20 protein-coding genes and 1 tRNA gene are annotated in these 22414 nt (G+C 42.2%); 6 read left to right on the top strand and 15 right to left on the bottom strand.

Translation table 11 applies throughout. From position 1 onward, the window contains the following. Positions 1-3: 3 nt before the first annotated feature. Both WCW_RS04465 and WCW_RS04460 read left to right on the top strand, forming a co-directional pair. Positions 4-924, top strand: coding sequence for a polyamine ABC transporter substrate-binding protein (locus tag WCW_RS04465; RefSeq protein ID WP_162268149.1), 921 nt, complete (start codon positions 4-6; stop codon positions 922-924). A gap of 11 nt (positions 925-935) precedes the next feature. Next, complete coding sequence (locus WCW_RS04460; protein ID WP_013181995.1) at positions 936-2930, top strand: DNA topoisomerase 3; 1995 nt, start codon at positions 936-938, stop codon at positions 2928-2930. Here the strand turns inward: WCW_RS04460 and WCW_RS04455 are convergent. The 8 genes from WCW_RS04455 to WCW_RS04420 all read right to left on the bottom strand — a co-directional run bounded on the left by WCW_RS04455 (position 2909) and on the right by WCW_RS04420 (position 8614). Continuing rightward, on the bottom strand, positions 2909-3934 hold the full coding sequence (locus WCW_RS04455) for a glycosyltransferase family 9 protein (RefSeq protein WP_013181994.1): 1026 nt from the start codon (positions 3932-3934) through the stop codon (positions 2909-2911). The genes WCW_RS04460 and WCW_RS04455 overlap by 22 nt on opposite strands. After that, positions 3931-4794: an RluA family pseudouridine synthase gene (locus tag WCW_RS04450; RefSeq protein WP_013181993.1), complete on the bottom strand. Its 864-nt coding sequence runs from the start codon at positions 4792-4794 to the stop codon at positions 3931-3933. The genes WCW_RS04455 and WCW_RS04450 overlap by 4 nt, the downstream gene beginning before the upstream one ends. Beyond that, entirely contained in the window at positions 4795-5823 is a 1029-nt protein-coding gene (gene pheS, locus WCW_RS04445) for a phenylalanine--tRNA ligase subunit alpha (RefSeq protein ID WP_013181992.1), read from the bottom strand. A 55-nt stretch (positions 5824-5878) separates the two neighbouring features. After that, entirely contained in the window at positions 5879-6235 is a 357-nt protein-coding gene (gene rplT, locus WCW_RS04440) for a 50S ribosomal protein L20 (protein ID WP_013181991.1), read from the bottom strand. A 15-nt stretch (positions 6236-6250) separates the two neighbouring features. After that, positions 6251-6448 (bottom strand): 50S ribosomal protein L35, encoded by a 198-nt coding sequence (gene rpmI, locus WCW_RS04435; RefSeq protein WP_013181990.1) that lies wholly within the window; start codon positions 6446-6448, stop codon positions 6251-6253. 10 nt (positions 6449-6458) lie between these two features. Further along, a complete protein-coding gene (infC, locus tag WCW_RS04430) occupies positions 6459-6965 on the bottom strand; it encodes a translation initiation factor IF-3 (protein ID WP_013181989.1) in 507 nt (168 codons plus the stop codon). Positions 6966-6997: 32 nt separating this feature from the next. Continuing rightward, entirely contained in the window at positions 6998-8527 is a 1530-nt protein-coding gene (locus WCW_RS04425; protein ID WP_013181988.1) for a His/Gly/Thr/Pro-type tRNA ligase C-terminal domain-containing protein, read from the bottom strand. Positions 8528-8540: 13 nt separating this feature from the next. After that, positions 8541-8614: transfer RNA gene (locus WCW_RS04420), tRNA-Val, on the bottom strand. A gap of 117 nt (positions 8615-8731) precedes the next feature. Here WCW_RS04420 and WCW_RS04415 point away from each other — a divergent pair. Next, the gene (locus tag WCW_RS04415) at positions 8732-10054 is read left to right on the top strand and encodes a hypothetical protein (protein WP_041941521.1); all 1323 of its coding nucleotides are present in this window, start codon (positions 8732-8734) and stop codon (positions 10052-10054) included. Here the strand turns inward: WCW_RS04415 and uvrC are convergent. The 4 genes from uvrC to WCW_RS04395 form a co-directional block, all read right to left on the bottom strand. Further along, positions 10037-11848, bottom strand: coding sequence for an excinuclease ABC subunit UvrC (gene uvrC, locus WCW_RS04410; protein WP_041941520.1), 1812 nt, complete (start codon positions 11846-11848; stop codon positions 10037-10039). The two genes, WCW_RS04415 and uvrC, sit on opposite strands and share 18 nt — an antisense overlap. Before the next feature lie 11 nt (positions 11849-11859). Further along, positions 11860-13446, bottom strand: coding sequence for a hypothetical protein (locus tag WCW_RS04405; RefSeq protein ID WP_041941519.1), 1587 nt, complete (start codon positions 13444-13446; stop codon positions 11860-11862). 87 nt (positions 13447-13533) lie between these two features. Continuing rightward, a complete protein-coding gene (locus tag WCW_RS04400) occupies positions 13534-16014 on the bottom strand; it encodes a phosphatidylserine decarboxylase (RefSeq protein ID WP_013181984.1) in 2481 nt (826 codons plus the stop codon). Between the two features lie 150 nt (positions 16015-16164). After that, complete coding sequence (locus WCW_RS04395) at positions 16165-16659, bottom strand: ImmA/IrrE family metallo-endopeptidase (RefSeq protein WP_162268174.1); 495 nt, start codon at positions 16657-16659, stop codon at positions 16165-16167. A gap of 79 nt (positions 16660-16738) precedes the next feature. On the opposite strand from WCW_RS04395, the gene WCW_RS09700 reads away from it, so the two are divergent. After that, positions 16739-17605 (top strand): glycosyltransferase family 92 protein, encoded by an 867-nt coding sequence (locus WCW_RS09700; protein ID WP_049767117.1) that lies wholly within the window; start codon positions 16739-16741, stop codon positions 17603-17605. Continuing rightward, on the top strand, positions 17598-18035 hold the full coding sequence (locus WCW_RS04385) for a YkgJ family cysteine cluster protein (protein WP_013181981.1): 438 nt from the start codon (positions 17598-17600) through the stop codon (positions 18033-18035). Before WCW_RS09700 ends, WCW_RS04385 begins: the two co-directional genes overlap by 8 nt. Here the strand turns inward: WCW_RS04385 and WCW_RS04380 are convergent. Both WCW_RS04380 and WCW_RS04375 read right to left on the bottom strand, forming a co-directional pair. Further along, positions 18032-19054, bottom strand: a complete 1023-nt coding sequence (locus WCW_RS04380) for an AI-2E family transporter (RefSeq protein WP_013181980.1) — start codon at positions 19052-19054, stop codon at positions 18032-18034. The genes WCW_RS04385 and WCW_RS04380 overlap by 4 nt on opposite strands. Then, complete coding sequence (locus tag WCW_RS04375) at positions 19051-20610, bottom strand: glycerol-3-phosphate dehydrogenase/oxidase (RefSeq protein WP_041941518.1); 1560 nt, start codon at positions 20608-20610, stop codon at positions 19051-19053. Before WCW_RS04375 ends, WCW_RS04380 begins: the two co-directional genes overlap by 4 nt. Positions 20611-20693: 83 nt before the next feature. On the opposite strand from WCW_RS04375, the gene WCW_RS09695 reads away from it, so the two are divergent. Continuing rightward, a complete protein-coding gene (locus WCW_RS09695; RefSeq protein ID WP_013181978.1) occupies positions 20694-21500 on the top strand; it encodes a glycerophosphodiester phosphodiesterase in 807 nt (268 codons plus the stop codon). On the opposite strand, the gene WCW_RS04365 is transcribed toward WCW_RS09695, so the two are convergent. Next, the gene (locus tag WCW_RS04365) at positions 21473-22369 is read right to left on the bottom strand and encodes a tRNA nucleotidyltransferase/poly(A) polymerase family protein (RefSeq protein WP_013181977.1); all 897 of its coding nucleotides are present in this window, start codon (positions 22367-22369) and stop codon (positions 21473-21475) included. The two genes, WCW_RS09695 and WCW_RS04365, sit on opposite strands and share 28 nt — an antisense overlap. Between the last annotated feature and the right edge of the window lie 45 nt (positions 22370-22414).

Genomic DNA, 22414 nt, shown 5'->3' with positions numbered 1-22414 from the left:
GAAATGCTGGATACACGCCTTGTTCATGAATTTGAAAAAGAGTTTAACTGCCATGTAGTCATCGATCTGTACGACTCAAATGAATCGATGTATGCAAAAGTTAAGCTGGGAAATTCTTCATACGACATTCTATTCCCCAGCAATTACTACTTAGAGATCATGTCCAAACAAGGAATGGTCAAGCCGCTTAACTTCGATTTGATCCCCAATCACCTTTATCTGGATCCGCACTATTTCAATTCAGAAAGCGACCCCTACGGCATCCCTTTTATGCTTTCGTACTCCGGCCTCGGATACCGGTCCGACCAGGTCGCTCCTCCCCCTTCTTCTTACAACATTTTCGGTTCGAAGGAATATATCGGCCGAATGACAATGCTTAACGACACCCGCGAAGCCTTAGGCGCAGCATTGAGAACATTGGGCCACAGTGTCAACTCAACAGACAAAAACGCTATTGAATCTGCTGCAGATCTTGTCATCAAATGGAAGCAAAATTTAGCAAAATTTGAAAGCGAGCAGTACAAAAACGGCCTCATCAACAGCGAATTCCTTATCTGCCAATCCTATTCCAGCGATATCCTCCAAGTCCAGGTGGAAGCTGACCTGGTGAAGTTTAGCTTTCCTGAGGAAGGGGCGATCTTATCGATTGACTATATCACAATTTCTGAGCACTCCCCTGAGCCGGAACTCGCCCATGCCTTCATCAATTACATGATTGCTCCAAAAGCTGCGGCATTAAATATCCAACGTACGCATGCATTAACACCGATTCCAAGCAGCTATCAATTACTTCCGAAACATTTAAGGGAAAACCCGATTTTATTTCCCTCGGAAGATCAGCTGAAAGCAATGGAAAAAATTCGGGACCTTGGATCGGATGTGCGTTTGTACTATGACGCATGGGAAAGGGTGAAAGGAAGTTAAATTTTTAAAACATGAACGTTGTTGTTGCCGAAAAACCTTCTGTTGCCCGCGATCTTGCCGAACATTTAGGGGCCGCCTCGCGCAAAGAGGGATATATCGAAGGCAACGGATATAAGATCACTTGGGCTTTTGGGCATCTTGTAGGATTGAAAAAACCTGAAGAGTATCATCCTCAATGGAAGCAGTGGTCGCTTGAAACACTGCCTCTTCTTCCAAAGCCGTTTGAGTTAACTGAAATCGGCGACGAAGGAGCAAAAAAGCAGCTGGGAATTCTAAAAAAATTGCTCGTCCAAGCAAACCGAATCATCTGTGCAACTGATGCCGGAAGGGAAGGCGAGCTGATTTTCCGCTACATCATGCAATGGTGCAACCTGGAAGAAAAGCCGTTTCAACGCTTGTGGCTGAATTCCTTAACTCCTGAAGCCATTAAAACAGCATTTGAAAAAATGAAGGCCGGCTCTGAATATCAACACCTTTTCCAGGCTGCCCGTTGCCGCAGCGAAGCAGATTGGATCGTTGGATTGAATGGCACAAGGAACTTGACCATACGCTACGGCAAAGGAACCTTGTGGAGCTTAGGCCGTGTACAAACTCCTGTCCTTGCGATGATTACCGAAAGAGACGATGAGATTGCCTTTTTTCAATCAGAGCCTTTTTGGGAGCTTATGACAACATATCGGGATGCAGCGTTTAAATACAACGGACAGCGTTTTTCGAAAAAAGAGGAGGGCGAAGCTCTCCTGGATACGATCAAAGACGCTCTGTTAAGAATTGAAGGGATCAAAAAGAAAAACGAAAAACAGATGCCTCCTCAATTGTTTGACTTAACAGAGCTGCAACGGGAAATGAACAAACGTTTTGGAATATCTGCTGCCGACACTTTAAAAGCCGCTCAGTCTCTGTATGAAAGCAAACTGATCACCTACCCTAGAACAGATTCGCAATACCTCAATAAAGAGATGAAGAAAGATGTTGTCAATGCTTTGAGAAGTCTTCAACCACTCAAACCCGAAGAAACAGAAGCTCTGGATCTGAATCAGCTTAACTTCACAAAGAGAATTATCGACGATAAAAAAGTCACCGATCACCACGCAATCATTCCCACAGGACAAAACCCCAAACAGATCCCTACTATCCAAGCGCAAGTATTCGATACAATTCATACGCGTCTTCTTGCCGCTTTTTATCCCCCTTGTTTAAAAGAAACAGTCGTTGCCGAAGCTGTTGTGCAAACGTTGAAATTCACAGCTAAAGGAACGGTGATCAAAGATCCGGGATGGACAAAGCTCTATTCAAAAAATGAAGAGAAAAAAGATCTTCTTCCCGCGTTTGTCAAAGGAGAAAGCGGGCCCCAATCCCCTTATTTAAAAGAAGGAAAAACTCAGCCGCCCAAAAGCTATACGGAAAACTCCTTGCTAGGCGCTATGGCAGCAGCCGGAAAACAAGTAGACGACCCAAAACAAAGAGAACTTCTCAAAGATAAAGGAATTGGCACCCCGGCAACAAGAGCTGCCATTATCGAAACGTTGATTGCCAGAGGCTATGTGAAAAGAGAGAAAAAAAATCTGAAATCAACAAGCAGCGGGAAGTTTCTCATCTCATTAATTCAAAGTCCCGCTTTAAAATCTGCACAACTGACTGGAGAATGGGAGTCAAAGCTCAAAGCGATCGAAACCGGAAACTACTCTTCAGAAGAATTTATGAAAAACATCGAACAATTTACAAAAGAGATCATCAAAACAAGCGATGTCAATCAAATTTGTGAAGAGCAACTCGGTCCTTGTCCAAAATGTAACGAACCCATGATAGAGGGAAAAAAAGGATTTGGGTGTTCCGCCTGGAATAAAGGATGCGATTATGTGCTTTGGAAAGAGCAAAACGGAATTCAACTCCGCAAAGAACAAGTGCAGCGCCTGCTTCAAAAAGGGATTCTTCTTTCTCCGATTGGAAGATCTATCTATACTCTGACCCGAAAGGGACATGTTCAGATTTTAGAGCTCGAATAATGCTCAAAAAGTTCATCGCCAGTTAACGAACGAATGCAAGCCCCTGTTTCACAAGTTCTTAAAATAGGACATCTTCTGGAAAACGTCCTTCCATAAGGACAGACTCCCTGAAAGGCTCTATGCTTCTTTCCGAAAGGCTTATATTTTTGAGCGCTTGATGCTCCAAATACACTATAGGTAGGAACATCAATTGTGGCAGCTAGGTGCAATGGCAGCGAATCCATAGCGATCACCTCATCAACACGGCCCATGAGATTTTGCAATACGGGTATGGAAAAGCGATCCATCACAGAGCTATTGGGAATTTCACGATGGAGAAAATCAACTGCCTCTCTTTCCGAATCGCTTCCCCAAATGAGTAAAAAGTGAGTCTTAGGGATCTGTTTAAGAAAGCAGACAAGCGCCTTTTGCTCAACTTGCTTACTCAGCCAAGCAGAACCTGGACATACCATGACCTTGCGTTGATTCGGCAAACGTCGATCGATTTGGTCGACTAACTCTTCTTCTTCTGTCGAGATGTTTAAATAGACCGCTTTGCTTTGAAACGGAGCCTTATCTTGCAAATACGAACGAACGAGAAACAGGTTCTCTTCCCTTACATTGGCCTCTGGAGGAGGGTCGTATTGATGCGTTGTCACCCAGAGATTCGGCTTTTCAAAAACTAAACGATCACCATACCCCACTTTATCCGAACTATTTGCCCAATGAGTGAGAATGGCCGATTTTGAATTTCCCTGTAGATCGAAAACGACATCCCAACTCTGCGATTTCAACTGTTTTCTAATTGCCGCAATCTCTTTCCAGCCACGTCCTTTGCGCCACTTCTTGGTATGGACTGTATAAACAGAGTGAACATAAGGATGGGAGCGGACCAATTCGGAAAAAGGCTGTTCGACAACCCAATCGATCAATATTCCGGGACATCTATCTTGCAAATACGCCGCAACAGGAAACGCATGAATGATATCGCCTAAGGATGAAGTTTTTACGATAAGCGCTCTCATCTACACGTTTGTCTGATTGCTTGTTTCATGTCTGCAGGGATCGGCGCTTTAATTTTTAGGTAAGCATCTAAAATCGGATGGGGAAAATGCAGTGTATAAGCGTGAAGCAAAGTTCTTGAGGGCTGATAGGAACACTTAAAATGGCGGCAATAACGGAAATCCCCTAAAATCGGATGCCCCATCTGAGCCGCATGGACGCGCAGCTGGTGGGTACGCCCTGTAATCGGCTGCATCTTTAATAATGCAGCTTCCTTTCCCCTCTTTTCAATCATCCATTGGGTTTTCGCATGCTGCCCCTGCTTTGGAGAGACGTTTCCCCATTTAATACTTCCGGGATTAGATGAAATTTGGCCAATAAACGACTCTTCTACGCCTTCGCGCTTATTGGGGACACCATCAACAACCGCCAAATAATGCTTGGAAATTTTCTTTCCTTTAAATAATTCGATCATGCGATTTTTGACTTTGGGATATTTGGCAAACATAATACACCCCGTCGTCTCTTTATCCAATCGGTGAATAAGCGGGAAAGAGGGGAAGAATTTTCCCAATCCGAATTCATCTGAATTCATGCCTGAGGGCTTGTTGTAAATCAGGAGATGATCGTCTTCAAATAGGATCGCATCCCGTTCGGGAACCGGTTTTTCACTTTCCGATTTTTCAAGCACAGAATCATCGAATTCAACTAAATCGCCTTTGGAAAGTTGAAAACTGTAAAATCTCTCCACTGCCCCATTAACACAAACATGATTGTTTTCAATGGCACGCTTAATTTTTCGAAGAGAATGTTTGCCTTGCAGCTTCTGGTGGATAAAATCGACAAGCTTTATCCCCGATTCTAAAACAGTAGATGAAATCATTTATATTGCCGGAAATTGTTCTAAAAACCGGATGTGGTTTTCCGTGAATAGTCGAATATCCTTAATCCCATGCTTTAACATTGCTAATCTTTCCACACCTAGTCCCCAAGCGTATCCTGTATAAATCTCCGGATCGATATTTCCATTTTTGAGAACTTCAGGATGAACCATGCCCGCACCAGCAACCTCAAGCCAACCGGTATGCTTGCAAAGAGTACACCCTTTACCGCTGCACGATAAACAACTGACATCCACTTCCAAGCCCGGTTCGACAAATGGGAAATAACTTGGCCGATAACGTGTTTTGACATCGTGATCGAATAACTTGGATAAAAATTCGTCAAGCGTAGACAACAAATCGCCAAAAGTGACGCCTTTATCGATGTACAGAGCCTCAATTTGATGAAAAAAGACATGCGATCTTGCCGTAATCGTCTCATTTCTATACGTTTTTCCCGGGGCAATGATCCGTATGGGAGGCTCTGCTGATTCCATCACACGAGTTTGAACGTTGCTTGTATGGGAGCGAAGTAAAACATTGTCTGTAATGTAAAAGGTATCCTGCATATCCCTAGCAGGATGATCTTCAGGAAAATTCAATGCTTCGTAATTGTAGTAATCGGTATCGATATCCGGACCATACTGGACCGAAAATCCCATTCCAATCAAAATTTCTAAAATCGTATCGATAGATTGGGTAATGACATGTTTCCGTCCGGAGAAACGACGCTTTCCCGGGAGAGTGATATCGATAGTTTCCTCTTTGATCTTTCGATCCTCTTCCACAATCAATAAGTCGTCATATTTTCCGTTAATGCCATTCGAAATCTCTTCCTTGAGATCGTTAATCAACTTGCCAAGCGCAGGCCTCTCCTCTTTCGATGCATTTTTAAGAGATTTCATCAAATCCTGCACCGGCCCTTTACGTCCCAGGTACTTAATTTTCAACTCTTCCAGAGATGCTGTAGAGCATGCCTGATCGATTTCTGCCGTAAATGTCTTTTTTAATGTTTCGATTTCTGCTTGCATGACTTCATATAGGAAGGGAATGCCATCAGTTTGATGACATTCCCTAAAGTTAGATTTACGCTAACGCTTCTTTAGCGCGACCGACGACTTGTTTGAAACCGTCCGGATCGCTAATTGCCATATCGGCTAACATCTTTCTGTCTAGCTCACATCGAGACCTTTTCAAGCCGTGAACGAGTTTGCTATAAGATATTCCGTGAATTTTTGCTGCCGCAGATAAACGTGTGATCCAGAGCTTTCTGAAGTCGCGTTTTTTCTGCTTCCTGTGCACATAGTTAAATGCTAATGCACGCATCACGGCATCTTTAGTCATTTTGAGGTGATTTTTACGATCCCCCCAAAACCCTTTCGCCCGCTTTAAGAGCCTTTTCTTTCTTCGACGTGTCGCTACAGCATTGGTTGCTCTAACCATTGCTAACCTCCACTATTATGAGACGCACATTAAGCGCTTATAAGTCTTTAACTGGCTATCGCTGACTAGTGCCGGTTTGGCCAGTTGACGTTTTCGCTTTGGCGTCTTCTTGGTCATAATGTGACGCAGGCCGGGTCTTTGTCTAAGCAATTTTCCCTTTCCCGTCAGTTTGAATCTGGCCGCCACGGCCTTCTTGGTTTTCAATTTAGGCATGGCTTTCTCATCACTTCTTATTTTTATGTGGCGCCAAGACCACTGTTAAAAAACGCCCGAACATTTTCATTGGTGTTTCGCAAACGGCCACCTCATTCAGATCTTCAACAATCCTTTGAATCAACCGTTCTCCAATGCTTTTATGAGCCATTTCACGCCCTCTGAACATGCAGGTCACCTTAACCTTATTTCCTTTCTCAAGAAAATCTTTTGCATGCCTCATCTTCGTTTGGAGATCGTGCTCATTAATATTCGGTTTTACTTTGACCTCCTTTACCTTGATCTGGTGGGAGGCCTTTTTACTTTCTTTTTCCCGTTTAGTCTGATCATATCGGAACTTTCCATAGTCAATGATCTTACAAACGGGAGGATTTGCGTTGGGCGCAATCTCCACGAGATCAAGCCCTTCATCTTCTGCTCTTTTCAAGGCATCTCTGGGACTCATAATCCCTACCTGCTCGCCTGTCGAGCTAATCACTCTTACCTTAGGCGCGCGAATTTCTCGGTTAATTCTCAAACTATTGCTTCTCTCCAGTTTTCACTTAGTCATTAATTAATAGGGAATTGAGCTTTTTCTCTTTGTTTTTTCAGCTCTTCCATAAACAATTCGAAAGAGACAACACTTGCTTTATTTCCTTTTGAGCTACACCTTACGGAAACAGCCTGTTCTTCTCTCTCTCTTTTCCCTACGACTACAATATAGGGAACCTTGTATTGATTTGCTACGCTCACTTTCTCCGAAAGCGAGCCTGGATCCGCATCGCAATGTACCCGATAACCATTTTCAATCAACTCTTCAGCGATCTCCACGGCCCACGCAACATCTTCTTGCTTAACAGGCAAAATCCTAACCTGCTCGGGAGCCAGCCAAAATGGCAGCTCACCCTTCGAAGACTCCAAAAGGAGTGCGATTAAGCTTTCCAATGACCTAAACACCGATCCAACCAAAACAAATGAATCCATCGATTGATCGATCTGAAAGCCGCTAGCATCCCGCAACTCAATCCTTGGCCCTGACCATTCTCTGCCTAACGAATCTGTAAACCTGGCCTCAATGGCCGAATACTTCTGGAACGACTCGTTCTGCCTGAATGTCTCAATTCCACTTATTTCCAGCGATTGAGAGAGGATTTCAATGCTCAAATCCCTATTTTTTTGACAACGACGGGATTTCAACAAGTTGTTATAGAAAATCCACGAGCAGTCAATGGCCATCATATTAACGGTTTTCTTAATGAAATGCAAGCAGGAATTCACATTAGCCAAGGCTGATTTTTCATCCAAAGCCCACCAAAATCGATCCGAAGTTGCCCATGGCAAATCATACAGTCCACCTTCCATAGAGAGCTCTTCATCTCTCTTTTTTTCAGAGATCTCTGCCAGTTGACAGCCGTACTCAAAACGGGGATCAGCAGTGATGGAAGCTCCGGAAGAGCTGAAAATAGAAAATCCTAATCCTCTAAGACTAGACTTCCACCACTGAACGAGAATCTCTCGGATCAACTCTCCTTTCGGCGCCCAAAAGCAGCAATTTTTCTCAACAAAAAAAAGGTCTGCTTCCTTTCCCAATTCTTCGTGGGAAGTAAACGCTGCAAAATTTTTAAAAAATTGTTTCAAATCCTTAGAGGTCTCTCGGGCAATTCCTTCGATTTTGATCAACTCCCCCTCTCTTTTCCAAAAGAGTTTTATTGATCCAACCTGCCTAGTCCCTGACAAATGAGGTTTTGGACAAACTCCATAAAACTCCTCGATCCGAACTAATTCAATAATCGTTGAAGATCCCTTTCTGATCTCATCGGCCATTGGTTCCAGCCCGCGATGTTCAAACAACACGGCTGCGTTTTCACGCATCATTTCAACAGTTTCTATCTTTAAGTTTTCCTGGATTGTTCTTTTGAGTTCCTCTTCAGTCATTCTGAGAGCCTGATCATCAAAAGGATGAGGAAATTTACACAGACAGTAAAATCCCTTCTTTGTTTGATCGAAGTGCAATATTTTTGCCTGAGGGAAAAGAGTGCAAAGGGAGCGCCCCAATAGAGCTGCTGCGACTAGATGATGATGCTTTGAAGAATATAACATACGATAAAAAATATGGGATATAGCTGACTCGAACAGCTGACCTCCACGATGTCAACGTGGCGCTCTAACCAACTGAGCTAATACCCCATCATCGCTTTCTTACGAGCCAGAATCTTAACAAATTCTCTTGGATTAACGCAACTTAAATTATTTTATTGTCAATTAATTCAAAAAAGTTCATTCGAAATGTAAAAAAGGAGGTTTATGATGATCCCGATCTCCTCATCCTGCATCTCTTATGCTTTTAAAGAAGGATTTCGTCTTTCATTATTCAACGAAAAAGAAACTCTTGTTAAACAAACAGTATTAAGATGTTTGAAAAACAGCAACATCGAACCGAGAAAAAACCGCAAACGGAAGCGTACTTATTACGCTTACTCATCAAACATAACAATTTCAAGAAGCAGTGAATACCCGCATAAGCCTGGAATCAGGCCGAGCGATTCTGAATTCAAGCAGTGGCGCAACGTGGTTATAGATCACGCCTATCGAAGGATGCAAATCTTTTATTACCAACTTCTTTTCTACTTTCAGGAACATTGCAGCGTGATGCAAGAGAAAACACTTTCTCAACATGGAAAATCAAGCTGCTGTTGCTGCAGCGCTGCGCACTCTGCAATTTTACCGAATCTCAAAGATGAAAAAAGGCTGATGTCACAAAAGCTGCACCTTTACCACACAATGAATTCCACAATTGAAATGCCCGCTATCGTCAATGCAGTTGATTGCGTCATCGAAAATCAGATCCGCTCTACTGCATTGGATTTAATCCATTTAACCTCTTTAAACAATCTGCATCCATATGCGGCTTTAACCCTGTTTGCAGAAAAGCTCGCTGAATTTTTCGCTCTCGGAAAAAAAGAAACCGAGCTCCGGTTATCTCTCTTAGATAAGATCGAACATTTGGAAGAGAAAATTCATTGTCTTGAAACAAAAGAACCCGCTGTTCCGGTTGATTGGATGCGAAACTACGCTAGATTGGTATACGATCTACAGAAGTGCAGAAAAGCATTCCTAGAAAACAAAAATTATACTCTTCCAATTTCTTTAGAAAAATACGATTTATCCAGAAGGAACATTTTTTCCTGTATTTGCGGATCTTGCCAAAATGAAGAGAAGCTATTAAATTCTATCAAGACCCATCAACAACTCAAAAAATATCTTTCAAAACGGGAAGGATTTCCATCTCCTTTAGATAAAAAATTATCCAAAAAGAAAAAAGTTGTGCGGAAATTCATTGCTTCTATGCATCCTGTAGACTTATGGCTGATCCCTGAAAAAAAAGCGCTTCTTCTCTATCAAAAAGTCAGTCGCTTGCTTCCCCTTATTAAGCCAATAAGCAAAACAGCCATTTCTGATGCCCGCACTCAGCTGAATGATTCCAAGCGCATTCTTGAACTTCAGGAAAAAGGGTCTGTTTGCCCGCCATTTAAATATCTCTCAGGGCATCAGACCGATGGAAGACGATTGGCGTATACAATCGAACAGCTTTTGGAACAGAAGAAAATGTTACAAACGTCTGATTAGCTCGGCTAACTGCTCAGATATTCCCGGGATAGAGACCAACTCCTCTATGGAAGCCTCTTTTATTTTTTTAAGACTTCCAAAGTGTTTTAAAAGCGCTTTTTTACGTGCATTTCCAATGCCTGGAACATCATCGAGAGCGCTTTTTATCAAAGCTTTACTTCTTCTTTTTCGATGAAAGGCTATTGCAGTGCGATGCGCCTCATCTCGGATTTTTTGCAGAAAAAAAAGAATTTGCGAGTGCCTGCTAAGCAAAAGGGGATCTTTAACATTTGGAAGGAAAACCTGATCAAGTGTCTGACCTTTATCATGCCGGCTATCCTCTTTTGCCAGGCCAATGACATCGACTGAAATAATATTTAATTCCTGAAGGACTCTAAGCGCAACGTTTAAATGTCCCTTTCCTCCATCGATCATAAGAAGGTCTGGAAGATGATTTTCCTTTTCAGCTTTTCTAAATCTTCTGATCAATGCTTCATACATTGCGCCATAATCATCTGGACGATCCAGGGTTTTAATCTTATATTTCCTATAAGCCGAAGCGTCTTTTTTACCATCGAGGAAAGCGACCTTGGTTGCTACGGTTTCCTCCCCTGAAATCGTTGAAATGTCAAAGCATTCAATCCGTTTGGGGTACCGCGACAGATGAAATTTATCCCGCATTTGCAGCAACGTTCTTTCAATAATCGCATCCGCATCTTTTTCTTTTCTAAATTCCGATTCAGCGTTCATTGCCGCCATTTCAACAAGTTTACGTTTCTCTCCTCTCTTAGGAGAGATGATCGATAATTTCCTAGATCTTCCTTCAGACAGATGCTCTGCAATGATTGCCCCTTCCTCGATATCCAACGGCGCAATCACTTCGTGAGGCAAGGAGGGCAAATCTGCGTAGTGCTGGAAAATAAAAGACTGGACAAGTTCTTGATCATCTTGAGCTATTGAACGGAAGCTGAAACATTTGGATCCAGTCAGCCGCCCGCTTTTGAACATGAGCAGTGCAAGAAGCACCTCCTCCCCTTCCCGATGAAGCCCCAAAGCATCCGCATCTACACCCAAAGGTTTATCCACATGCTGTCCTTCCACCGTTTTTTCGATCGATTGTATTGTGCGATAAATTTCGGCTGCCTGCTCATACTGCATTTCCGAAGAACACCTCTCCATTTTCCGGTAAAGATCTCGAATCACTTCTTTGTCATTGCCACGCAAAAAACGAACAGCTTTTGCAGCAAGTTCGTCATATTCCTCTTTACTGCAATAGCCCACACAAGGTGCGACACACTTTTTAATATCGTATAAAATACAAGGACGATTGCGTCTAGCAAACTCCTGATCGGAACACTGCCGCAAGGGAAAAATTTTATGGAGCAAATCAAGCGTTTTGCGTGCTGCACCAGCATGCGCATAGGGACCAAAATAAATGCCGTCTGCTTTAGGCTTCCCTTTGTATCGGACAAGATCTATTCTCGGCCAGTGGTGACGTGTAAGCTTCAAGGCAATGTAGCTCTTATCATCTTTTAATAGGGCGTTATAGCGCGGCTTGTGCTTTTTGATCAGGTTATTTTCTAACAAAAGCGCTTCTTTTTCGGAGCTGACAACCACAGTCTCAATCGATTCAACCTTCGAAACAAGGAAAGGGATCATAAAGCGTCCGTCCCCTCCTTTGACAAAGTATTGCCGCACACGTTGTCTGAGGTTCTTCGCTTTTCCAACATAGATCACCTTACCCGCTTTGTCTTTCATCAGATAAACGCCAGGTTTTGTGGAAAATGCCTTTAGAACATCTGTATCAAAGGGCATGACGACACTATCTACTCTTCTCTGTTTCTTTCGTCCATCTCTTTCCAAGTTTTTACTGAAGAGTGGCGATTGCGAGGACGATAAATCGGCGGACGCTGCACAGGAGGCTCTCCCCAATGATGCCTGGGCTTCCATTGCGAGCTCTCCGCATCGGAAGGTTTTTTCTTATCAGGGTATGTTTGAACCGGAGGATACGAATTAGGCGATTTCGGAGTCCATGTAGGCTTGGGCACAGGAAGAGGTTCGGAGGTAGATGAAGATTCCTGAGGTTTCCAAATGGGGGAGCTGCGATGAGAAGGAATACGCGGCTTAAATGGGAAGTGCGGCTTAAGATCTTCTTTGATGATTTGAACACCTGAAAAAGGTTGAGAGTTGACGACAGGCTTTCTGACATTCGGTCTGACAGCGTTAGGATCGATTGGTAGACGAGGACCGAGAGGCTTTAAAATATTGTAAGGATCAATAGAGACAGGCTTTGCCAATTCCTGAATCCTTTTCAGCTTTTTTTCATTATCGGGAACAACCGGCAGATCGTTTTCTACTACACGATTTAAAGCGCGTAAAAAAGTCATCCGGGAAGCAACTCCGTTTGGGGTGACAATCAAAGGAGCATTGACATAGCTGAACATCGATAGCAAGTCGGATAGAGGCACAGGAAGAATGCTGCTGATTTCCTTTGTCATCCATAAAGGTTGAGGATAGCCGGGATGTGTATACCACCACCACAATGCCCAATGGTCATGCCATGTGAATCCCCACCATGTATCCCATCCCCACCAAGGAGGATAGCAGCAAAACGCTTTCCAAAAATCCAAGTGATAGTGGTAATGATGATGAAAAAAACAGAGATAGTCCGGATAATGCAAAAAAAGCTGTTTCACGATTATTTCCGATTTGAGAATCGACGTCGGCTCGAAAACAACATGATAACGGTAGTCTGGGTCAATCTTTACAGATGTGTATGCAGTTCCTCTCTCTTCAATCGGCCAATCCCAATACGCTGGAACATAGACATATCCGCCCGGCCTCCAAACATAATGCGCCGGTACCAGAACCCATTGCGGGTCAAATTCATCCCAGTGACCCGGTACCCAGTGGAATTCCTGAAGATTAAACATAAAATACCAATGGCCGTTCACCCAAAAAACATTGGATGAAGGAGGTGAAGCCGTATTTTCATCAAGAGGATCCGGAGGAGGCACGCTGATAAAATCGGCACTCTGTTCGGGCACTTTGCTCCAATACCCAGGCACCCGAACCCACTCACTGCCGTATTTTTTCCATAACCCTGAAACCCACTGATGACCTGGAGGAGGGCGGCGCCAAACCCCACTTACCCAGACAAAATCGTTGGCATTAAAATCCCACTGCCAATATCCGGAGATCCACTCAGCTTGAATATCCAATTGTTTTGGGATGCGTTCATTAATGGACTGCGGCGGTTCAAGCTCAATGGCATCGAGTAAAAGATTAATGGAGATAGGAGTCGCAAAAGCCTCGTGCAACGGTCCGTTCTCATAAGGAAGAATTGCTTGCGCCCCTGCCTGCTTCCAAGCAAAAAATGCCACAAGCAACAGAAAATAAAAACTTCGGGTCATTGGTAAAATCATAAATTGGAAGTATACCACGAACCGACGTTCACCATGCAATAGATTTTTAAGATGTATTTTGATTCTCTAACGCAGTCAATCTGCATATTTATAGAGATCGATGAAAGTTTCCAAAACCTCACCTAGGGCTTCAACAAAAGAATCATCCTCAACTAGCGAGGAATCTTCGGCTGCTTTTGCTATTCCCTCAACCATCATCTCCTTTGCATCTTCAACATCTTCCGTTTCCAGATCAACCTGCGTGGCTAGCCTACTGTTCTCCTTTATGCAATCGATCCTCTTCTCAAGGATTGAGTCAAATTTCTCAAGCATTTTCTGTTCATCAAAAGTTAGATTTTCCTTTTTAAGCAACTCTTGAATTTCTTGTAAGACTTCTTGATCATGCTCAAAATAAAGCATTTGTTTATCATCAGCAAGATTTCTTTGCCCAAGATCTTGCAATAAGATTTGCTGCTTTACTTCATCTACAGTTGGCAAAGGTGTAAACATATTCGGAAAGCAGCGCTCAACAACTTGTGCATAAAGAATTTCTGTTTTAATCAATAAAGGATCTCCCATATTGGCCTTTATTTCAATTTCCTGCCGATCCATCCCTGTGCCGACAGCAACAGCTTTCTTATAACGATCAACTTTTGGCAAAGCTCTGAAGTCATCCTTTAAATAATAAGAAATGACTGTTGAACCATTGATAGGAAATCCTCCTTTCCATTCGCCTAAACGCAACTTTCTATGAGAGTCTACTGTCTTTTTGGCAGTAGCTGTGTGAAAATCATCTCTTTTTTCAATGCGGTCTTTGCCAAATTGCATATCACCTTGTCTTGCTCCCCGTTTCATTTTCTTTTTTGTCTGCTGATCGACATCAACTTTATTCACTCCTGTTGCTCCAATAAACACGTGCATGGAAAAGCTTCCATCTTCATGTAAAAACATCATGATTTTTCGATCATTTTGAGCCAAAATACTGGACTTATTGGAAATCGCAGGAGTCGATACAGATTCATTTGTGCCATAAATATCTATTGTCGCTTGCGATGCTCTTCCAAGCTCTTCTTCTTGATCTGCAAAAATTTGGATAAGATGTTCAAGATGCGCAACTTCTTTCTGCAACGCTTCTTTCTCATCCTTAGAAGTGTGCTGCAATTGATTAAGCCGCTCTTCTATGCGCTTTTTTAATACTTCACAAGCCTCCTTATGATTTAATGGTTTTCCGTCTAAAGGGGCAACATAATTATGGATATCCGCAGGAGCTAAGCGTTGCACAACTTGAACAGCACCCTGCCTATCAAAAGCACGCCATAATCCTCCCAAGAGTTCATGCTGAGCTGCAACGTATAATTTTTCCGAATTTTTCATCTTCTTAGATATTGTTTGGATTTCCATGGAATCATCATTTTCTCTTCCTACCAAATTTTTGGTGGAAAATTTATATTTTTCAGAATAGTAAGCAGCGCTATCACCTTTGCTTTTCGCTTCTTTTTCCGCTTCAACATTTAAAACTTTTCCTGTCAATTCTTGAGTCTTTCCAAATTCATCCGGATTAAGCACATGATGGCGTATGCGCGAATCAGAATTTGCGACCACAAGCCGGCTAACCTGGCCGCTTGGTCCATATTTAGCTGTAAGCTTGGCCTCTTTGACTTCTACGCCTTGCAAATACTCTGCTGTTGCAGCAGATGTTAAAGAACGCTTAAACCACTCATTTCTATTTGAATACTCGTGAACCGATTTCCCAAATAAAAATTTTGGACCTCGATAATACCCTACTAATTTTTTTTCGCCGGTCTTTTCATCCTTTTCTTTTCTAACTAAATACTCAGAAGATTCAATTTCTAATTGACGCGACATAGAAGCAAGGAAACGGGCACTTCCAAACAGCTTATTTGCTTGATATTTTCCAAGTACATAGGTAAGGGTGCGATAGACAACCGATAAAAAATTTTCCATTCGAATCTCTCGAGAGGTCAGTTTTTTCACACTTTTTGCCGCTTTAGAATGCTCAAAAACCATCACAGGATCTAAAGGCTCTAATTCTATTTTTTTATCACTGACAATTTTTTTTCTCATTTGTTCGGTTTTAATGATCGTTGCCTCTTTTATTTGCTTATAAGGAACAAGTGGAACATCTTCTTTATTCTTTCGTTGTTTTTCTACAGATGTCGCTAGCATCGGTTTTAGCTCTCCGGAGCTATCCTCTACTAAAACATCAATGGCATCTAAAAGATCGGCACGCTGAATCCAAGCTGAATTAGAGTCTTCATGCTCAACAAGGCGGAAAGCTTTTTCAATTGATGAATAGAGTTCCTTTCGTTGATTAGGACTTAAATTTTTAATAGATTGAGCAACTTGATAACTCAAACCTCGAAATTGATATCGGCTAGGAGAAGCTAGCAACATTTTATCAATCCTTTCTTTTGGGGTAAGCAATGGCCGTCTCTTAAAAGCAAGTTTTTCCTTAATAAATTTGGGAGAAATTTTAGACGCTTGAGCCATATTTTTTGACTTACAGCGGGTGTGAAGAGGTAAAGGATTGCTCGATAAAATAGAAAATGGTTCCATAACAATAAAAATCCATTAAACATAACCTTAATTAATTATAAAAAATATTTTATTTTTAATAAAATTAAAAAAACGGAGTTTTGGGAAGGAGTTGACTTGAATTTGATCCAGAAAAGCGGCAATCCGCGTCTTCAGGATGAGCGCTTGAATTTAAGATAGATATTCTTTCCGAATCAAACGAACGACAAAATCAGGAACCTGGTATTTAACGGCAATCGCCTGATCGGCCAGCCTAAGATCATCAACAATGAAAATTTCAGGCAAAAGAAGGTGAAGGGCAAAATGCAACGCTTCTTTTTCATAGAAATTTTTTAGGTCCCCTCCTAAAGACTGATGGTAGATCACTTTTAATTCCGGAATTTCATCCAGCTCGTCCCCATGCATGATCCAGTGTCCCAAAGCACGCGCAAGGGTAAACTGCTGAACTTCCAGATCATCGCTCTCATTCAAGATAATTTGCTTCTTATCCAGATCAATGAATCCTGCGATGATAATCTGGTCTGGGAATTCCGCAGCATACACAGAAAATCCATCGTTGGTAAAAAAAGAAGCGACCGGAACCGGAGGCGCACTCACGCGATTAGCAATAATCACTTGTTTTGCCGTAGCTTCAGCTCCAGGTAGGTCAGCACTTGTCTTTCTCATATGAGGCGCAATCATAAAATCTTTTCGCTAAAAGAGTCAATGACTTATACTGTTTTTTTTGCAATTGGATTTAAGTGCAATGAAACGCTTTCTTTTTCTTTTTCTAATGTGTTCTTTCTATAGCATCCTGGATGCCGCCCCGAAGAAATACACCCTTTCAACCGTCTGCATGTTCAACAACGAAGCGCAATATTTAAAAGAGTGGATAGAATATCACCGGTTAGTCGGCGTGGATCATTTTTATCTGTATAACAATAATAGCAATGATCACTACAAAGAGGTTCTCAAGCCTTATATTCAGTCAGGAATCGTCGACCTTATCAACTGGCCTTCTCCTCCAGAAACCCTTTATGTTTTCTATCAAAAAGATGCCTACAATCATTGTGTGAAACACTACGGAAAAAACTCGCTTTGGATGGCTTTTATTGACACCGATGAATTCATTGTTCCTGTAAACCATTCCTCAATTCCGGAATTCCTAAAAGATTATCGCCGCTATGGAGGCGTCTATATCAGCTGGCAATGCTATGGAACATCCCATCTTTCCCATATTCCCGAAGGGAAATTTATGATTGAATCCCTAACCTTGAAATTTCCCTGGAATCATAAGAAAAATTTGTTTTTCAAAACAATCGCTCAACCGGAAAAAATTAAAGAGTGCTTCATTCACGATTGTTCATTTAAGAAAGGACATGTTGCCGTATCGCCAAGCTTTGTTAAAGGACATCCTCGCAGCCCAGATATCGACAAGATCCGTATCAATCATTACTGGACCCGGGCAGAAGATTTTTTCTTTAATGTCAAAGTACCTCGCGTAGAATCCTATTCAAAAAAACCAATGACGCAAGAAGAGATCGATAAAATATTGATCGAATCTAACTCTATTGAAGATTTATCGATCTTTCCTTTTGTGAATGATTTAAGAGAGGTAATGGGAGATGAGTAACCCTTTGAAAATGGCGCAAGAAGAGCCTTGGTACGCAGAAGGTCTTGCATTTGAGTGCACAGGATGCGGCAATTGCTGCACTGGATCTCCTGGGTATGTTTGGGTAAACGAGCAGGAAGTCGAAGCTATCGCTGAATACCTTAAGATACCGATCGATAAATTCCGCAAGACATACCTCAGACAAAAAGAGGGGCGATTTGCCTTAGTTGAGTTAAAATACAAGAACTACGATTGCATTTTCTTAAAAGATAACAAATGCTCCATCTATCCGGTTCGGCCTGTACAGTGCCGCACCTATCCATGGTGGATAGCAAACTTATCTTCCAAAGAAGCATGGGAAAATGCAGCAAAAACTTGTGAAGGAATGCATTGCAAATCTCCGATTGTCCCAAAAGAAACGATCGAAAACGAGCTGGCAAAAAATCCCTAATTTTCTAAATCACCTGTTTGTGATAGAAGAATTGCTATCGGCCTAGTTTTAGAGAAGCTGTTTAAGATGATGCTGGTGATCATCAAAATCGGCACACAAAGAAACATTCCTGTGATCCCCCAAATGGTCCCGCTAATCGTCAATGAAACCAGAATGACCAGACCGCTCAAGTTAAACTGTTTCCCCATCACACGCGGTTCGATAATATTGCCGATAATAAACTGTGTAGAGATCAGGCCGACTGAAATGATCGCAAAAGGCCAAAAAGATTGGAATTGCAAGATTGTCAATAGACAAGGAAACGCTGTAGCCACGATTGAGCCGATCGTAGGGATGTAGTTTAGAAAAAAGATCAGCAAAGCCCAAAATTCTGCAAAATCGACTCCCACGGCAATCATTAACACATAACTTAAAACCGCAGTTACAAGGCTCATAAGGGTTTTTAATCGCAGATAAGACTGCGTTTTCCTGGCAATCTTCGAAGCGATCTGCTCTGCTGATTCCAAGCTCTTTTGAGTCTTAAAAAATGCTTTCATTTTGTCGTGAAAGTAATAGTACTCGATGATCATAAAAATGACATAAAGTGTAATCACACCAGCATTCCTAGCCACATCCCGAATCATCAGTGCGATGCTTCCCAAAATAGACCCGAAATTAAATTCCCTAAACATATCTTGGTAATTAGGCTTAGAGAAATGAAACCTGTCAGAAACCGCATTCATTACCTCTTCGAGTTTTTTCTGATAAACAGGCGCAAGCTCAATTAAGCTCTGAACATTATTTGTAACAATGGTGGAAACGATATAGAAAAACACGAGAATACCTGAAAATGCCGCAATATATGCCAATGGCATAGGAAGGCGGAAGATTTTTTTTACCCACTCTGCCAAGGCAATAATAAAGTAGGAAATAATTAAAGCGATTAAAAAAGGAATAAAGAAAGCCTGGCCAGCGATCATGATACTGACAATCATATAGACGAGAATAAACGAAAGAGTAAACCTCAATAACCCCCTCATTTCCTTCCCCCTACCTTTGTTTCATCTAAGATCAACTCCTTTACGCGTTCCAAAACTTCACATCCCGCCTTTTCATCTAGCATCATCAGCCTTACACGCCTTGACAAAACATCTTCAACATTGATCGCCATCTCTTCCTGAACTGCCCAAACCACTTCACCTTCAATAAAAGGATGATCTGGATGCAACCGCTCTTCCAACCCTCTTTCAATGGCCAGTTTCGCCACATCTACGCATTTTGTCCCATAAGCTCGATATAGATGATCGATGATCTCTTGGTCAAACATCTCGAGGCTGTCTAACATTCCTTCCCAAGGCACCTCGCCGCCAACAATGGGAGAATAGGCTGTCTGACAATGCTTACAGAAAAGTTCTCCATCCTGGATCATCCGATCAATGAGCATCTCTCCCATTTTCCTGTAAGACGTCCACTTCCCTCCCATGATCGAATACAACCCTGACGCGCTTTTTTCAATAGAAAAATCGCGGGATAATTTTGCTGTTTTTTTTGCGCGTTCCTCTGAAATAAGAGGTCTGATCCCTGCCCAAGACGCACGCACATCCTTTCGGGAAACTCCCAATCCAAGATGTTTATTTAGATGTTCAATCAGGTAGTTAATTTCCTCTTCAGTCGGCTTTGGATCTTGTTTAACTTCCACTGGAACATCGGTTGTCCCAACAAGAGTTTGATTCTCCCAAGGCAGTAGAAAAAGGACTCTTCCGTCCGAAGTTTTGGGAATTAAAAGGCCTACAGCTTTTGGGGCAAAAGATCTATCGAGAACTAAATGAGTTCCAACGCTTCCTACCATTTTGCAAAGAAGAGAGGGATTATCAAGCAGACGAAGTTTATCGACAAAAGGACCCGCCGCATTAACAAATACCTTCCCTTTAATCACCCATGAATTCCCTTCAACTTGATCCTCAGCCAAAGCACCAATCAACTTGCCATTTAGATGTTCAAAGTCGATAACTTTTACATAATTTGCCGCTGCTGCGCCATGATGAATTGATGAAATGGCCAAGCTGACGTTCAGTCTAGCATCGTCAAACTGGCCATCGTAATAAAGAATTGCGCCTTTCAGTTCATCGGTTCGAATTTTCGGGAAATATTTTTCAACATCTTTCTTAGAGAGGAAACGGCTGTTTCCTATCGTGCGTTTCCCTGCCAAAAAATCGTACACCTTAATTCCTGTCCAATAATATCCGGCTTGAAGCCAACGATAAACAGGGATCAAAATTGGCAGAGGCTTGGAAAGATGAGGTGCGATCTTTAAGATTGTTGCCCGCTCTTCAAGTCCGCTTTTAACCAAGCTGAACTGACTGAAGTCAAGCTCTTTGAACGCTGTTTCCAAGTATCTGACGCCGCCATGCAGGAGTTTTGTCGACTTGCTTGATGTCTGAGATGCAAAATCCCCTGCGTCTATCAGCGCCACCTTGCAGCCGCGCAAAACAGCATCGAATGCAATGCCTGCGCCTGTCGCCCCTCCACCGATCACAACCAGGTCGAAAGTTTCTTTTTTCAGACGTTCAATCTGCAGATTTCTATCAACTTTCATTAGCTTCAAAATTAAGTCTATATTTATCATCATGAAGATTAGGCCTAATTAACTTCAAGAATCAGTTTTTTCTGGATAGGTTCATGCTTAATAAAACCCCTAAACTCATCGCTCACAGAGGCAACTCTTCCCAAGCACCGGAAAATACCCTTGCTGCATTCATCAGTGCAATACAGATCCCTGTCGATTACATTGAATGTGATGTACAACTATCGAAGGACGGAGTTCCTGTTATCATCCACGATGGAACTTTTCACCGAATCACGAATGAAACCCATCCCAATAAAGTTAACGAATTGCTTCTTGAGGAGATCAAGCTCATTGATACAGGCTCCTGGTTTGATACCAGTTATTCCAACCAAAGAGTTCTCACTCTCGAAGAACTTTTACTGTTTCCCAAAGGAAAAATCGGAGTCATGGTCGAAGTCAAAGAAGAAACGTTCTTAGCTTGTTCGATGGGCAAGCAGATTGGCGATGTAATTAAAAGAGTGACTCCTCGCATAAGCCAATACGGTCCGATTCTCCTGGGAAGCTTAAGCCCCAATGTCCTGCTATGCCTTGAAGCTTATCTTCCGCAGCAAGCTTTATTGCCGATTGTCAAGGATCTTGAAGATTTGGACGATTTCCGCCCCATCCATGCTAAGCATTACGCATTTAAACATACGTTATTAAATGAAGAAATGATCCTGGAATTTCATCAGAACGGGATTGAAGTATGGGCTTGGACCATCGATGACAAAGACACTGCATTTCAATTAGCTGCCTTGGGTCTGGATGGACTCATCACCAACCAGCCTAAAAAAATGACAGGGATCTGCCATCCATCCCGAGAAATGGTGGATAATGTGGCCAACGTGGTGTTTCAAGGACGGCTAAAAAAAGTAAACTGATCCCTGAGATCTTGACCTGCGATGTTTTTCTTCTCTGCTTCATCTTTCAAAGAAAGAACCTGTTCCTGTGCCCAATCATATCCCATAATAGCGATGGATCCGTAATAGATGTCATCAAAACTTTCATAATGAGCTCCAAGATAGTGAAGCATCTCTTCTCGGAAAATATCGGGAAAACGATGCATTTTTTTCACTGCTTCCCGATTGAGAAAATTAGCAAAATCAACCGAATAGACAAATCCTTTACCAATCATGTTCCAACTGCGGAAAATTCGCTCGAAAGGGTGTCTTCCCTTTCTGTAAAGCCATGTTTTCCAATTCGGCGTTAAAATATTCAGCCTTTGATAACTGAGGTCGACAACGCCTACTTCAGTACCCGGAACAAGACTTTTCTGATTACAGTGGTAAAAAATGTTGTTGATTGTAAACTCCAGAGAGCTTTCTCCATGTCCAAACGCAACGGAAAGAGGGACTGCCTCCATGTGAATTCCACGGTGTTCTCCGATCACAATTGTTGAGCGACCGGGAAGCTGTGTGTATTGCCATTGATGGCGATCCAAAATCGCTTTTAACTCTTCTGTAGTGCCTGAGTAATCAAAATCGATATCTTTTGGTTCATTAGGGATCGGAGCCAGAAGATCTCGCATTGCTCCTCCTCTGATATAGACGTCCCATCCTTCATTTATAAGAGTTTCGATCACAGCATGATAAGAAACTTCCAATCCAGGAACTTGTCGATTAAGGAAATTTTCGACGCGATCTAGCCTATCCTCAATGGAAAAATCCAATGATTCTGCAACACTCTCGGAATATGAGAACTCAAAAATCCCTATTACAAGAAAAAGCGCAACCAGACACTTAATCTTCATCGTTCCTCCAAAAAACCATTTAACATTACAGCTTAAATTATTCAG

This window comes from Waddlia chondrophila WSU 86-1044 (genome assembly GCF_000092785.1).
Lineage (GTDB): Bacteria > Chlamydiota > Chlamydiia > Chlamydiales > Waddliaceae > Waddlia > Waddlia chondrophila.
Note: the sequence above shows the minus strand (reverse complement) of the source record. Positions and strands in the feature narration are given on the sequence as shown.

What these genes read in the sequence shown, in the direction of transcription:
- WCW_RS04465 (WP_162268149.1), top strand. Translation starts at nt 4, where the DNA reads ATGCTGGATACACGCCTTGTTCATGAATTTGAAAAAGAGTTTAACTGC.
- WCW_RS04460 (WP_013181995.1), top strand. Translation starts at nt 936, where the DNA reads ATGAACGTTGTTGTTGCCGAAAAACCTTCTGTTGCCCGCGATCTTGCC.
- WCW_RS04455 (WP_013181994.1), bottom strand. Translation starts at nt 3,934, where the DNA reads ATGAGAGCGCTTATCGTAAAAACTTCATCCTTAGGCGATATCATTCAT.
- WCW_RS04450 (WP_013181993.1), bottom strand. Translation starts at nt 4,794, where the DNA reads ATGATTTCATCTACTGTTTTAGAATCGGGGATAAAGCTTGTCGATTTT.
- pheS (WP_013181992.1), bottom strand. Translation starts at nt 5,823, where the DNA reads ATGCAAGCAGAAATCGAAACATTAAAAAAGACATTTACGGCAGAAATC.
- rplT (WP_013181991.1), bottom strand. Translation starts at nt 6,235, where the DNA reads ATGGTTAGAGCAACCAATGCTGTAGCGACACGTCGAAGAAAGAAAAGG.
- rpmI (WP_013181990.1), bottom strand. Translation starts at nt 6,448, where the DNA reads ATGCCTAAATTGAAAACCAAGAAGGCCGTGGCGGCCAGATTCAAACTG.
- WCW_RS04425 (WP_013181988.1), bottom strand. Translation starts at nt 8,527, where the DNA reads ATGTTATATTCTTCAAAGCATCATCATCTAGTCGCAGCAGCTCTATTG.
- WCW_RS04415 (WP_041941521.1), top strand. Translation starts at nt 8,732, where the DNA reads ATGATGATCCCGATCTCCTCATCCTGCATCTCTTATGCTTTTAAAGAA.
- uvrC (WP_041941520.1), bottom strand. Translation starts at nt 11,848, where the DNA reads ATGCCCTTTGATACAGATGTTCTAAAGGCATTTTCCACAAAACCTGGC.
- WCW_RS04405 (WP_041941519.1), bottom strand. Translation starts at nt 13,446, where the DNA reads ATGACCCGAAGTTTTTATTTTCTGTTGCTTGTGGCATTTTTTGCTTGG.
- WCW_RS04400 (WP_013181984.1), bottom strand. Translation starts at nt 16,014, where the DNA reads ATGGAACCATTTTCTATTTTATCGAGCAATCCTTTACCTCTTCACACC.
- WCW_RS04395 (WP_162268174.1), bottom strand. Translation starts at nt 16,659, where the DNA reads ATGAGAAAGACAAGTGCTGACCTACCTGGAGCTGAAGCTACGGCAAAA.
- WCW_RS09700 (WP_049767117.1), top strand. Translation starts at nt 16,739, where the DNA reads ATGAAACGCTTTCTTTTTCTTTTTCTAATGTGTTCTTTCTATAGCATC.
- WCW_RS04385 (WP_013181981.1), top strand. Translation starts at nt 17,598, where the DNA reads ATGAGTAACCCTTTGAAAATGGCGCAAGAAGAGCCTTGGTACGCAGAA.
- WCW_RS04380 (WP_013181980.1), bottom strand. Translation starts at nt 19,054, where the DNA reads ATGAGGGGGTTATTGAGGTTTACTCTTTCGTTTATTCTCGTCTATATG.
- WCW_RS04375 (WP_041941518.1), bottom strand. Translation starts at nt 20,610, where the DNA reads ATGAAAGTTGATAGAAATCTGCAGATTGAACGTCTGAAAAAAGAAACT.
- WCW_RS09695 (WP_013181978.1), top strand. Translation starts at nt 20,694, where the DNA reads ATGCTTAATAAAACCCCTAAACTCATCGCTCACAGAGGCAACTCTTCC.
- WCW_RS04365 (WP_013181977.1), bottom strand. Translation starts at nt 22,369, where the DNA reads ATGAAGATTAAGTGTCTGGTTGCGCTTTTTCTTGTAATAGGGATTTTT.